Consider the following 13482-nt stretch of genomic DNA (forward strand, 5'->3'; position numbering starts at 1 on the left):
CACCTTGCCAATACTGTTCCGCTTAATCAGAGAAGACCTTCCATGGGTGCCTGGCTCAGCAATATCTCATTGAAATACAAGTTCTGGGCGGTCAATGCGGTCGCCTTCGTGACCACCCTGCTACTGGTCCTGTACGCCGTCCAGCTGGAGCAGCAAGCGCGTAGCCAGGCCTCACAAAACAACGCCAGGGCCCAGGCGAGCCTGCTCGGCGCATGGCCCTCCGGGCAAGCGCTGCCCCATGCCGAGAATCTGCTGAGCTTCGCGGCCGGCCAGATCCCCAGCCTCGACCAGCGCTCCTTGCCGCAGTTGAGCAATGCCAATGGATGGGTGGCCTTCGATGAAATGCCGCTGTTCGGCGAAAACCCTCTGATCGGCGCGCAGGTGCTGCCCCGGGCCGATGGCCAACGGATTGCGGTGCTTGCCCATGGGCCAAGCCTGCATCAGGTGTTCAGCGAACGCTTCAGCCAGTACGCGGTGGCCGTGTTCATTCTGATGCTGGCGATGCTCGGTGCTTCGCAACTGTTGATCCGTTTCCTGCTCAGCCAACTGAACACCCTCAAGGATGTGATGCTGCATGTGGAGAAGACCGGCGACCTGTCGGCCCGCGTGCCCCTGTCGTGCACGGACGAGGTCGGCCAGATGGCCAGCGCCTTCAATGCGATGCAGGCGGGTTACCAGCGGGTGGTCAACACCGTCGCCAATACCGCCCGGCAACTGGATATCGGCGCCGCACGCCTGGCATCGAGCATGAACGACGTGCGTCACGGCATGCTGGGCCAGCAAAGCGAAACCGATCAGGCCGCGACAGCGATCAACGAAATGTCCGCCACCGTCTATCACATCGCCCAGCACGCCGGCGCCACCCGGGATCGCTCCCAGGCCGCCGATGTCCTCGCCGGCAGCGGCCAGGAAGTGGTCAGCCGCGTGCAGAAGTCCATTTCCGGGCTCTCCAGCGGCGTGCAACAGACCGCCGAGATGATCCAGCGCCTGGCCGAGGACAGTCAGAAGATCAATGGCGTGGTCAACGTGATCCACAGCATTGCCGAGCAAACCAACCTGCTGGCGCTCAATGCCGCGATCGAAGCGGCGCGCGCCGGTGAAATGGGCCGCGGGTTCGCGGTGGTCGCCGATGAAGTACGCAACCTCGCCAAACGGGTGCAGACCTCCACCGACGAAATCACCCGGATGGTCTCCGCCCTGCAGGCAGGTACCCGCGACGCGGTGGACTTCATGCAGGAAAGCTCGTTCAAGGCAGACGATTGCGTGCAGCAGGCACAGGAAGCCGGCGCAGCGCTGGCGGAAATAACCACGGCCGTGGCGCAGATGCGTGAGAGCAATACCCAGATTGCGGTGGCGGCCGAGCAGCAAAGCCAGGTGGCGGAAGAAATGAATCGCGCCGTGGTGAGTATTCGCGACGTCACCGAAAACACGGTGCAACAGACCGTCGACTCGGCGACCACCAGCAACGAACTGGCGACCCTGGCTGGGGAACTGAGCAAGGCCATCGGTCAATTGAAGCTGTAAACCGCGACTTTTCGCTCCTGCAGGAATCGGCCTGCCTGCCGGAGCGAAACCTGCCAGCCTATCGCCCTCATAGTCAGCCTTGATTCGCCGCCCCCTCGCGTGGGGCCTATCCTTTGATACATAGGCTTCTACGAATCAAGGATCACTGTCATGGGTAAACGTCACCCCAACCTCCCCGCCTGGCAATGGCGCTCCTACCCGCATAACCACCGCAACCCGACCAACCTGGTGTTGCACCTGATTGCAGTGCCGCTGTTCATCGTCGGCTTTCTGTTGCTGGTTTCAGGAGTATTCGGCTTGAGCTTCACCAACGTCGCCATCGGCGTGGTCGGCCTGATCGCCGCTTTGGGCCTGCAGCGTCACGGCCATAGCCTGGAGGCCCAAGCCGCCGAGCCGTTCAGTGACCGTAAAGATGCAGTCCAGCGCCTGCTGGTAGAACAATTCGTGACCTTTCCACGCTTCGTCCTCAGCGGCGCCTGGTGGCGTGCATGGCGCAAGCGCCACCGGCATTGAGAGGGGGTCAACCGAAGATGGTGACCGTCTGCCGGCTGAGCGCAATCAACCGGCCTTCGGCACTCCAGAGTGCCGCGGCCGCATGCCCGTAACCGTCACGGGCATGTTCGATATTCACCCGGTACTTGCACCAGTCCAGGGTGCTCAGCGCCAGCAGCGGCTGCACGAATTCAATGGTCCAGGTCAGGGTACTGCCGGGTGCCGGGCTGGTCAGGTGTGGTAACAAGGCCGGCGGCCAGGCGTCCACCAGTGCGAGGATATGCGCCTCGGTCATGGGTTCTTCCTTGACGTCGCCCCGCAGGCGCACCCAACCGCCCATGTCCCGCGACTTGTTGCCGGTGAACGGCATGCCACCGATGCTCCAGCGCATTGCCAGATGGCGCATGAACTCCGGCGTCATGCCCTTGACGTAAGGCAGTTCCGGGCACTCGTCCCAATGTTTCATGCTGGGCGCTTCCTCGGCGACAACCGTCACCTCGGACGGCCGAGAGGCACCAAAACTGCCCTGTACCAGGGTCACTACCTGACCGTTCTGCACCGCACGCCCCAGCACCTGGCTGACGGCCTTGCCCTCGCGCAGTACCTCGACTTCAAAGCTGACCGGCACATCGGGGGTGACCGGCCCGACAAAGGTGATCGCCAGTGAACGCACCGGACGTTCGGCGGGGACTTTTGCGCGCATGGCTTCATACTGCAAAGCCGCCACCAATCCGCCGAAACTGGCCCGCCCCTGCGCCCACTCGCTTGGAATCGACAGTTCCAACGGTTGGTGGCGGACGGCATCGAGCAAATCGCAAAAGCGCATGAGCACCTCTGATCAAGAAAAGGGTTCGAGGATCTTAACCAGCAGCGCACACGCGTAAAGCACTTGTTCCCGCCAAAAAGACTGACAGATAAGCCGCCAGCCGGGAGTCAGCTACGGAAACAGGCCGCGCTCAGCTTGTCGAGCACCCGATCGGCACGACCCTCGGCCTTGTGCATGGTGGCGTGCCAGACCGGAACACAAGGCAACAGGTCCGCCTGCCGTTCGGCCTGGGCCAGCCATTGCCAGCAATCATGCCAGTCGCCCAGTGCGCCCTGAGCGGCCTTCAAGCGAGAGACCGCCTTGGGCGACAGTTCGGCAAGTTCGGGATAAGCCTCGGCGGCGTAGCGCACACGCTTGATCAGCAGGCGCAAACGATGCCGATCATGAGCCGGATCGTGCAGGGCCTCGTCCAGTGCCTTCCATTGCTTGGACAGGCGCTTTTCGATGCGCTTGCGCAAGCCGCGCAACAGTTCCTGCCGTTGCGCCGCCCGCAGGAAACGCGGGAAGGCATCCAGCACCAGCAGCAGTTGCTGGAGTTCGGAGCCCGTCGCCACTGTCCGGTATTCATCCGCCAGCCCAGCGGTACGGCGTTCCGCAGCCTGATGGTAGTCATGCTGATGCAGGTACGCAGCCAGGACCTCACGGTCGCGTAACGGCGTCGTCAGTTGCCCGACCGCCGAAGCGGCCGCTTCCAGTTGCTCGACACCAGGCAAGCCGCGCAGCGCTCGCAACAGGCTGCGCAAGCGGCGCACCGTGGTACGCAGATCGTGCAGCGCCTCGGGGTCGGTCACCGCCTGCAAACGCGCCTGGCACGCCAGCAAGCGCACCTCCAGCCCCAACACCTGTGCCACCAACCGATCAACCAAGGCAGACATCATTGACTCCCGAAACGAATGACCCGGCTCGCAGCACAAAGACTGCGGCCGGGCCCTGGCATGACTGGCAGGCGCGCTCACGACGCCTGCGAGACGGAAACTGAAGAGCGCTCTTCAGTCTAGCGGCAAACGGCAGCCTTGCGATCAGCGGCCGGCGCGCGACTCACGAATATAGAAACGGGCTTTCTCGGCTTTTTTGGTGCAGCCCTCGAAGGCTTCGAATTGCTGCTGGGTCTTGGCCCCGGTCAGCAGCGACAGGGCCTTGGAATAGCTGACTGTGCCAGCGAAACCTTCGGCCTTGGCCAGGTCCAGTTCATGCCAGGCCGCATCCAGTTGCGTACCGCAGCTGTCGCGATAGGCGGTCTTGCCAGCACAACCACCGAGTACCAATGCAATCAACGGTAGACAGATCCAGGCTTTCATCAATGACACCTCAAAGTAGGGGGGAAACAGTCGTGAACGATAAGAAGCAATTGCGAACAATAAAAACAATCGTGAACGTAAGACGATCGCCGCCACTAAAAGTGCCTTGGCTCGTCAGGGAAAATATAGCCGCGCGAGCATAACCCCATGCGGCAAGACACTGGAAAAAATCCCTTTGCCCAAGGCCCGCAGAGGCAGTCAGTGATTGAACCAAAACCCTCGATGGGTGCATTGTGGGAACCTGTCTGGCGAAGGATCGAGTCATGAAAAAGCGTGTCGCACTGGTCCTGGGCTCTGGTGGTGCCCGGGGTTACGCCCACATCGGGGTGATTGAGGAAATCGAAAGACGTGGTTACGACATTGCCTGTGTCGCGGGCTGTTCCATGGGCGCGGTAGTCGGTGGTATCTACGCCGCCGGCAAACTGGACGACTACCGCAGCTGGATCGAAAGCCTGGACTATCTGGATGTGCTGCGGCTGGTGGATGTCAGCTTTCGCCTGGGGGCGATACGCGGGGAGAAAGTATTCGGCCAGATCCGCAAGATCGTCGGCGAAATCAACATCGAAGACCTGCGCATCCCTTACACCGCCGTGGCCACCGACCTGACCAACCAGCAGGAAATCTGGTTCCAGGAAGGCTGCCTGCACCAAGCCATGCGGGCTTCGGCGGCGATCCCCAGCCTCTTCACCCCGGTCATGCAAGGCAATCGCATGCTGGTAGACGGCGGCTTGCTCAACCCGCTGCCCATCGTGCCGGTGGTCTCCAGCCACTGCGACCTGATCATCGCCGTCAACCTCAACTCGACCAACCAGCGTCGTTACCAGTTGCCGGTGATCCAGCGCCCCGCCGCCTTCAAGAGCCGCTTCGACAGCCTGATCAACTCCCTGGGCTCGCACCTGCCCTTTCGCCGCAAGCAAGCCGAACAACTGCTGCTGCTCGAACAGGAAGCGCTGCGCAGCGAAGCAGCCGACATCGGCAACCCCTGGATCGAATCCGCCGAGCCCGAGGCCCAGCAACCGGCCGCGGCTCCGGAAACCGATGGCGCCCCGAAATCGGCCACCGGCTCGTTCATTATCGACAACGTCGGCCCCGCTTCCCTGCTGGACCTGATCAACCAGAGCTTCGAGGTCATGCAGACCTCGCTGGCCCAGTACAAGATCGCCGGCTACCCGCCGGACATCCTGATCAACGTGCCCAAGCGGGTGTGCCGTTTCTTCGAGTTCTACAAGGCTCCGGAGCTGATCGCACTGGGGCGGGAAATTGCCAGCGACACCCTGGACCGCTACGAGAACGAACTGAACTGAAAGAGGGCCGCGAGCCCGCTCACTCCTGCGCCCCCAGCAAGCGGTACCCCACCCCGGCCTCGGTCACGATAAAGCGTGGCCGGGTCGGATCGTCCGCCAGCTTCTGCCGCAGATGCCCGACCACGATACGCAGGTAGTGACTGTCCTCGGTGTGCGTCGGCCCCCAGATATCCTTGAGCAGTTGCTGCTGGGTGATCACCCGTCCCGGGTGCCGCGCCAGTTGCGCCAGCACGGCGTATTCCTTGCGCGTCAGCGCCACTTCGGCACCGTCGAGCAGTACCCGGCGATACGCCAGGTCCACGGTCAGCGGGCCGAAATCCAGGGCTGCTTCCTGCGCTTCGCCGACGGGTGCCTGGCGCAACAGCGCACGAATACGCGCCAGGAACTCCTGGATGCCAAAGGGCTTGGTCACGTAGTCGTTGGCGCCACCGTCCAGCGCTTCGACCTTCTGCCCTTCGCTGGCCCGCACCGACAACACCAGCACCGGTACGCCCGACCACTCGCGAAACTCACGCAGCACCTGCTGGCCGTCCATATCCGGCAGGCCGAGGTCGAGCACCAGCAAGTCCGGCTTGTTCAGCGCCGCCTGGGCCAGGCCTTCGTTGCCGGTGCCGGCTTCAAGCACTTTGTAGCCCTGGGACACCAGGCTGATGCGCAGGAATTTACGGATCTGCGGCTCGTCATCGATGACCAGGATGGTCGCGGTCTGGCTCATGGTTTCGCTTCAAGACAAATAAGTGGCGCAAGAGTAGCGCAGGCGTGGCTCTGGATCGTAAAGAACATGTGCGGCCCTCCTGGCCTCGTTGGATTGACGCTTTTTTACCGGCACTCAGGCCTCTCCTTCAAGCTCGGGTTGCGCCTGCAGCGGCAGGCACAAGGTGATGCAGGTACCACGCCCGTCGATCCCTTCGCCCACCGTGATGCGCCCGCCGTGGGCACCGACCATGCCCTGACAGATCGCCAGCCCCAGGCCGGTGCCCTGCCCACCGCGATCGCCCCGTGCCGCGGTGTAGAACATGTCGAAAATCCGCGGCCGATCTTCCACCGGAATTCCCGGCCCCTCGTCGCTCACGGCAAACAGCAGCTCGGTATCGCGGGTCCCGACACTCAGTTGCAAACGGCCGTTGGACGGTGAAAAGCGCGCGGCGTTTTCCAGGACATTGATCAGCGCCTGTTCGATCAACGCCGCATGCACGAACAGCAACGGCAGTTCGGCCGGCAATTCGGTGCTGACCCGCAGCGGCGCCAGCACCACTCGCAGGCGACTCAGCGCGCTGCCAACGATATCGGCCGGCGCCACCCAGTCTCGCGCCAGCTTCAACGAGCCATGGCCGAGACGGGTCATGTCCAGCAGATTCTGAATGTAGCGATCCAGGCGCTCGGCCTCATCCCGCGTGCCTTCGAGCAGTTCGCGGCGGTCTTCCAGGGGGATTGCCTCCCCCAGCGCCAGCAGGCTGTCGATGCTGCCGCGCATCGAGGTCAAGGGGGTACGCAGGTCATGGGACACCGAGGCCAGCAGCGCACTGCGCAATTGCTCGGTTTCACCATGCAGGCGCGCCGCTTCCAGATCCTCGGCCAACTGTGCCCGGGCCAAAGCCTGGGCCAGGGGCTGGCTCAAGGCACTCAACAGGCGCCGACGCTGAGCGTTGAGCTCCTCGCCTTCTTTCGGACAGACTCCAAGCAAGCCCAGCGGGCCCTCGTCGACGGATAACGGCCACCACCACCAGCGCCCGAAAGGCAGGGTTCCGGTGCCCATCCCGGCCGGTTGATCGTGTTGCCAGGCCCAGTCGGCGGCGGCCCGTTCGGACTCGGAAAACTGCAAGGGCCCACCCGTCTCGACCTTCCAGCCACCCTGCCCGTCGCGATTGAGCAGGCACAGTTGCAGTTCCTTCCAGCCATTGAGGTGCTGCGCCGCGGCACTGATCACCGCCTGCCGGTCGGTGGCGGCGGTGAGCTTGCGCGACAGGTCCAGCAGCTCGCTGGTTTCTTCCTGGGTGTCGCGCAATGCCTGCAACTGCCGACGCTGACGCGCCGCCAGGTTGCCGGTCAGGGCCGCCATCAACAGGAAGAACAGCAGCGTCAGCACGTCTTCCTCGCGCTGGATGGCGAAGGAGAACGTCGGCGGAATGAACAGGAAATCGTAGGTCAGGAACGACAACGCCGCGCACACCAGTGCCGGCCCGAGACTGCTGCGCACCGCCACCAGCAGCACCGCGGCGAGGAACACCAGGGAGATGTTCGGCAACGCCAGCACGCTCGCCACCGCCCACGACAGCCCCGAAGCCAGGACCGTCGCCAGGACCGCCAGGGCGTAGTCGAACCAGACCAGCGAACGCTCCACCCGCAGGCGCGGCTGGCCGGGTTCGTCCTCGCTGTCGAGCACGTTGATTTCCAGGCCCTGGGCGTTGCGCAGCAGGCGCGCCGCCAGGCCGCCGCCGAACAAACGGCGGCGCAGGCGTTTGCGTGACTGCCCCACCAGCACCAGGCTGGCGCGCCGCTCCGCGGCATGCTGGATCAGGGTCTTGGCCACCTCGCCGGCCCGCAGCAGGACCACCTCGCCGCCCAGGCGCTCGGCCAGTTGTTGGGCACTTTGCAGGCGCTGGCGAGCTTGCTCGTCAGGCACCCGGCCGTCATCCACATGCACCAGGCTCCAGGGCAGATGCCGCCGCCGGGCGACATGGCTGGCATGACGCACCAGGCGCTCGGCCTGGGCGTCGCCGTCGACCCCTACCAGCAAGCGTCCGCGCACCGCCGGCGCGGCCTGCCCGAGCTTGCGATACCCCTGGGCCAGATCGTCGTCGACCTGCGCCGCCGCGGCCTGCATCGCCAGCTCGCGCAGCGCGGTGAGGTTGGTCTGGGTGAAGAACGCATCGATCGCCGCCCGGGCCTGCTCCGGCACATACACCTTGCCTTCGCGCAGACGCTCCAGCAGTTCTCGCGGCGGCAGGTCCACCAGCAGCAATTCGTAGGCTTCCTGCAGCACCCAGTCGGGCAGGGTCTCGCGGACCTGCACCCCGGTAATGCCGCGGACCTGATCGTTGAGGCTTTCCAGATGCTGCACGTTGACCGTAGTGAAGACGTCGATACCGGCCGCCAGCAGTTCCTGAACATCTTGCCAGCGCTTGGCGTGCCGGCTGCCGGGGGCGTTGGTATGGGCCAGTTCATCCACCAATACCAGCTTGGGCTTGGCCTTGAGCAGGCCGTCGAGGTCCATCTCTTCGAGCATGACCCCGCGGTATTCGGAACGCACTAGCGGCTGTTGCGGCAAACCGCCGAGCAAGGCTTCGGTTTCCGCCCGGCCATGGGTTTCCACCACCCCGGCCAGGACCGTCACCCCCTGACGCAATTGCGTGTGCGCCGCCTGCAACATGGCGTAGGTCTTGCCGACGCCCGGGGCGGCGCCAAGGAAGACCTTGAGGCGGCCGCGGCCGTCATGGGACAGATCGGCTAACAGGGCGTCGGCGCGGCCGGAATCACTCATGCATTGTTCTCTCTGGACTCAAATCATCGACATACAAACTTGTAGCAGCTGGCTACAGGGCGAGCTTTTCCAACGCCCTGTTCAAGGCCAGCACATTCACCACCGGCGGGCCGATCAGAGGCTGCTCGACATAGGCATCCACCAGTTGCTGTAATGTGGCGACCGGCAGGTTGCGCGCCGCCGCGACCCGCGCCAGTTGATAGTTAATCGCTGCCGGTGGCAAGTGCGGATCCAGGCCGCTGCCCGAAGTCGTCAGCAGCGCCAGCGGTACCGGCCCCTGCCCTGGCACCGCCAGCTTGTTGGCGTCGTCGATCACACGGCTGGCCAGGGCCGGGTTGCTCGGCGCCAGGTTGCTCGCGCTGCTGGATACCGTGGCAAAGCCCCCCGCCGATGGACGCGGGTGGAACCAGCTGTCGCCGCTGAAATCCTGGGCGATCAGGGCCGAACCACGGACCTGGCCCACGCCATCGAGCACCAGGCTGCCATTGGCCTGTTTCGGGAACGCCACCTGGGCTACACCGGTGACCACCAGCGGATAGGCCACGCCAGTGATCAGGGTCATCAACACAATCAGGCTCAAGGCCGGACGCAATACAGTGGACATCATCAAATCCTCGATTCGGTTAACGGGTTTACCCGGACTCCGTAGGAACCCACTTGCTAGCGATGCGGTGCGTCTGGCGCACTGGGTTGACGCTATCGCCAACAAGCTGGCTCCTACAGGGTCGCGGGGTTACACCAGATGCAAAGCCGTCAGCAGCATGTCGATCAGCTTGATGCCCAGGAACGGCACCAGGATCCCGCCCAGGCCATAGATCAGCAGGTTGCGGCGCAGTAGATGGGCCGCGCTGGCCGCCTGCACCCGTACCCCGCGCAGGGCCAGCGGAATCAGCACGACGATGATCAGGGCGTTGAACACGATCGCCGAAAGGATCGCGCTCTGCGGGCTGCTCAGTTGCATGACATTGAGCACGCCGAGCTGTGGATAAATCGCCGCGAACAGCGCCGGCAGGATCGCGAAGTACTTGGCGATGTCGTTGGCAATGGAAAAGGTGGTCAGGGCGCCGCGGGTCACCAGCAGCTCCTTGCCGATCTGCACCACGTCCAGCAGCTTGGTCGGATCGCTGTCGAGGTCGACCATGTTCGCCGCTTCGCGCGCCGCCTGGGTGCCATCGTTCATTGCCATGCCGACGTCGGCCTGGGCCAGTGCCGGGGCGTCGTTGGCGCCGTCGCCGCACATGGCGACCAGGCGACCGTCGTTCTGCTCGTGGCGAATGCGCGCCAGCTTTTTCTCCGGCGTGGCTTCGGCCAGCACGTCATCCACCCCGGCCTCCGCGGCAATGGCGGCGGCGGTCAGCGGGTTGTCGCCGGTCACCATCACGGTGCGGATCCCCAGCTTGCGCAACTCGGCGAAACGCTCGCGGATACCGGGCTTGACCACGTCCTTGAGGTGAATGGCGCCGAGCAGCTTGCCCTCGGCGCACACCAGCAGCGGGGTGCCGCCACTCTGGGCAATCTTGTCGATTTCCCGGGACAGCGCCGGGGCCAGTTCGCCACGTTGCAGACCAACGAAGGCCAGCACCGAATCCACCGCGCCCTTGCGATAGACCCGCCCCTGATAGTCGACCCCGGACAGCCGGGTCTCGGCACTGAACGGCACGGCGGTCAGCATTTCGGCGCCCGGCTCGGACTGTGGATAAAGCCCGCGCAGGTATTCGACGATGGATTTGCCTTCCGCCGTGTCGTCCGCCAGCGAGGCCAGCAAGGTGGCCTCGGCCATTTCCTGGTGATTGACCCCAGGCGCCGCGTGGATGGCCGCGCAACGACGGTTACCGAAGGTGATGGTGCCGGTCTTGTCCAGCAGCAGGACATGCACATCACCCGCCGCTTCCACGGCGCGACCGGATTTGGCGATCACGTTCAGCCGCACCAGGCGGTCCATCCCGGCGATCCCGATGGCCGACAGCAGGCCACCGATGGTGGTCGGAATCAGGGTCACCAGCAACGCCACCAGGAACACCAGCGGCAGGCTGCCATTGGCAAAGTGGGCGAACGGCTGCAGGGTCACGACCACGATCAGGAAGATCAGGGTCAGGCCGATCAGCAGGATATCCAGGGCCACTTCGTTCGGGGTCTTCTGGCGCTTGGCGCCTTCCACCAGGGCGATCATGCGATCGAGGGTCGATTCGCCCGGATTGCTGGTAATACGCACCAGCAACCAGTCGGACACCAGCCGGGTATTGCCGGTCACCGCCGAGCGATCGCCGCCAGACTCGCGGATGACCGGTGCCGACTCGCCAGTGATCGCCGCTTCGTTGACCGCGGCAATACCTTCGATGACTTCACCGTCACCGGGGATCATTTCCCCTGCCTCAACCCGCACCACATCGCCTTTGCGCAGATTGGCGGCAGGGATCACCTGGAAGCTGCCATTGGCCTTTTTCAGGCGCGCACTCAGGCCTTCGCTGCCAGCCTTGAGACTGTCGGCGCGGGCCTTGCCACGGCCTTCGGCCAGGGCCTCGGCGAAGTTGGCGAACAGCACGGTGAACCACAGCCAGAGGGCGATCTGCGCGGCGACGAAGGTCGGCACCGCGGTATCCGGCACAAGGCACAGTACCGTGGTCAGGATCGCAGTCAGCTCGACCACCAGCATCACCGGCGAACGTTGCAACTGGCGTGGGTCGAGCTTGACGAAGGCCTGTACCAGCGCCGGACGCCACAGGGCTGCGATCGAGGTTTTCTGTTGTTCGGCAGCAGTGTGTTTCGAGGCCGCGGTTTTAGCGCCGGGCATTTCGGTTACAGCCTTCTTGGAGGCAGGAACATGCATATTCATCATTAAGTCCTCAGCCCTTCATTCCAAAGGCAGCCAAGCTCAAGTGGTCGGCAATCGGGCCCAGCGCCAGGGTCGGCAAAAAGGTCAGCCCGCCCACCAGCAAAATGGTCATGGTCAGCAGCGTGACGAACAGCGGACCATGGGTCGGGAAGCTGTTCTGGCCGACCGGCGCGGTCTTTTTCAGCGCCAGGCTGCCAGCCAGGGCCAGCACCGGCAGGATGTAGCCGAAGCGGCCGATCAACATGCCCAGGCCCAGCATCAGGTTGTGGAACGGGGTGTTGGCGCCCAGGCCGGCGAAGGCCGAACCGTTGTTGGCGCTGGCCGAGGTGTAGGCGTACAGCAACTGGCTGAAACCGTGGGCGCCAGGGTTGCTCACCGCCGCCACCGGCCCCGGCAGGCTCGCGGCGATGGCGCTTAGTACCAGCACGCCGACCGGCATCACCATCAGCGTCACCACCAGCAACTGCACTTCCTTGGCCTGCAGCTTCTTGCCCAGGTATTCCGGGGTGCGCCCGATCATCAGACCGGCGAGGAAGACCGCGATCAGCACGTTCAGCAGCATGCCGTAGAGGCCCGCGCCGACGCCGCCGAAGATCACCTCGCCGACCATCATGTTGATCAGCGCGACCATGCCGCTCAGCGGACTGAGGCTGTCATGCATGCCGTTGACCGAACCGTTGGAGGCCGCGGTGGTGGTCACCGACCAGAGCACGGTGGCGGTGGTCCCGAAGCGCACTTCCTTGCCCTCGAGCGGTGCGGTCTGCTCGACCGCGACGTTGTTCAGGGTCGGGTTGGGCTGGTACTCGGCCCACAGCGAGGTCGCGCCACCGATCAGGAACAGCGCCAGCATGCAGGTGATGATCGCTCGGCTCTGGCGCAGGTCCTTGACGTAGTGGCCGAAAGTGAACACCAGGGCCACCGGGATCAGGATGATCGAGGCCACCTCGAACAGGTTGCTCCAGGCCGTCGGGTTCTCGAACGGATGCGCCGAGTTGACGCCAAAGAAGCCCCCGCCGTTGGTGCCCAGTTGCTTGATGGCGATCTGGCTGGCGGCCGGGCCCAGTGGAATCACCTGATCGACGCCTTGCAGGGTCACGGCGTGGACATACTGGGCGAAGGTTTGCGGGACGCCCTGCCACACCAGGAACAGTGCCAGCAGCAGGCACAGCGGCAGCAGGCCGTAGAGGGTGGCACGGGTCATGTCGACCCAGAAGTTGCCCAGGGTCTTGGTCGACTTGCGGCCGATGCCACGACACAGTGCAACCAGCACCGCCAAACCGGTGGCGGCGCTGACGAAGTTCTGCACAGTCAGGCCGATCATCTGACTCAGGTAGCTCAGGGAGGCTTCACCGCTGTAGGACTGCCAGTTAGTGTTGGTCATGAAACTGACCGCGGTGTTGAATGCCAGCGTCCACTCCTGCCCCGGCAGGTTCTGCGGGTTGAGCGGCAGATGGTCCTGGAACAACAGAATCGTGAACAGCAACAGGAAGCCGGCCAGGTTGAACGCAAGCAGGGCCAGGGTGTATTTCTGCCAGCTCTGTTCGCTTTGCGCATCGACGCCCGAAAGCCGGTAACAAGCGCGTTCGACCGGCCCCAACAGCGGCGTCAGCCAGGTGCGCTGGCCCTCCATTACCTTGTAGTAGAACCGCCCCAGGAAAGGCGCGGGCAGCAGCACCAAGGCAAAGAAGCCGAGGATCAGCCAATAGTCATAACTGTGCATAGCC

General features: G+C 64.0%; 11 protein-coding genes. 3 read left to right on the forward strand and 8 right to left on the reverse strand.

All coding sequences use genetic code 11. The annotated features are described in order from the left end of the window. Positions 1-42: 42 nt before the first annotated feature. Both C4K27_RS22070 and C4K27_RS22075 read left to right on the forward strand, forming a co-directional pair. A complete protein-coding gene (locus tag C4K27_RS22070; protein WP_053262175.1) occupies positions 43-1524 on the forward strand; it encodes a methyl-accepting chemotaxis protein in 1482 nt (493 codons plus the stop codon). Positions 1525-1674: 150 nt separating this feature from the next. Then, on the forward strand, positions 1675-2037 hold the full coding sequence (locus tag C4K27_RS22075; RefSeq protein ID WP_053262176.1) for an Mpo1-like protein: 363 nt from the start codon (positions 1675-1677) through the stop codon (positions 2035-2037). Positions 2038-2044: 7 nt separating this feature from the next. Here the strand turns inward: C4K27_RS22075 and C4K27_RS22080 are convergent, their stop codons facing one another. From C4K27_RS22080 to C4K27_RS22090, 3 genes are all read right to left on the reverse strand, one after another. After that, positions 2045-2842 (reverse strand): acyl-CoA thioesterase, encoded by a 798-nt coding sequence (locus C4K27_RS22080; RefSeq protein ID WP_053262177.1) that lies wholly within the window; start codon positions 2840-2842, stop codon positions 2045-2047. Positions 2843-2949: 107 nt separating this feature from the next. After that, entirely contained in the window at positions 2950-3717 is a 768-nt protein-coding gene (locus C4K27_RS22085; RefSeq protein ID WP_009044975.1) for a CHAD domain-containing protein, read from the reverse strand. A gap of 144 nt (positions 3718-3861) precedes the next feature. Then, on the reverse strand, positions 3862-4140 hold the full coding sequence (locus C4K27_RS22090; RefSeq protein ID WP_007931360.1) for a hypothetical protein: 279 nt from the start codon (positions 4138-4140) through the stop codon (positions 3862-3864). Between the two features lie 263 nt (positions 4141-4403). On the opposite strand from C4K27_RS22090, the gene C4K27_RS22095 reads away from it, so the two are divergent. Further along, on the forward strand, positions 4404-5444 hold the full coding sequence (locus tag C4K27_RS22095; RefSeq protein WP_007931359.1) for a patatin-like phospholipase family protein: 1041 nt from the start codon (positions 4404-4406) through the stop codon (positions 5442-5444). Positions 5445-5463: 19 nt separating this feature from the next. Here the strand turns inward: C4K27_RS22095 and C4K27_RS22100 are convergent, their stop codons facing one another. The 5 genes from C4K27_RS22100 to kdpA form a co-directional block, all read right to left on the reverse strand. Continuing rightward, positions 5464-6159 (reverse strand): response regulator, encoded by a 696-nt coding sequence (locus tag C4K27_RS22100; RefSeq protein WP_009044976.1) that lies wholly within the window; start codon positions 6157-6159, stop codon positions 5464-5466. A 114-nt stretch (positions 6160-6273) separates the two neighbouring features. Further along, on the reverse strand, positions 6274-8925 hold the full coding sequence (locus tag C4K27_RS22105; RefSeq protein WP_053262178.1) for a DUF4118 domain-containing protein: 2652 nt from the start codon (positions 8923-8925) through the stop codon (positions 6274-6276). Between the two features lie 52 nt (positions 8926-8977). Beyond that, entirely contained in the window at positions 8978-9529 is a 552-nt protein-coding gene (kdpC, locus tag C4K27_RS22110; RefSeq protein WP_053262661.1) for a potassium-transporting ATPase subunit KdpC, read from the reverse strand. Positions 9530-9658: 129 nt separating this feature from the next. Next, positions 9659-11758 (reverse strand): potassium-transporting ATPase subunit KdpB, encoded by a 2100-nt coding sequence (gene kdpB, locus C4K27_RS22115; protein WP_053262662.1) that lies wholly within the window; start codon positions 11756-11758, stop codon positions 9659-9661. Between the two features lie 10 nt (positions 11759-11768). Next, entirely contained in the window at positions 11769-13478 is a 1710-nt protein-coding gene (gene kdpA, locus C4K27_RS22120; RefSeq protein WP_053262179.1) for a potassium-transporting ATPase subunit KdpA, read from the reverse strand. Between the last annotated feature and the right edge of the window lie 4 nt (positions 13479-13482).

It is taken from the genome of Pseudomonas chlororaphis subsp. chlororaphis, assembly GCF_003945765.1.
Taxonomy (GTDB): domain Bacteria; phylum Pseudomonadota; class Gammaproteobacteria; order Pseudomonadales; family Pseudomonadaceae; genus Aquipseudomonas; species Aquipseudomonas chlororaphis.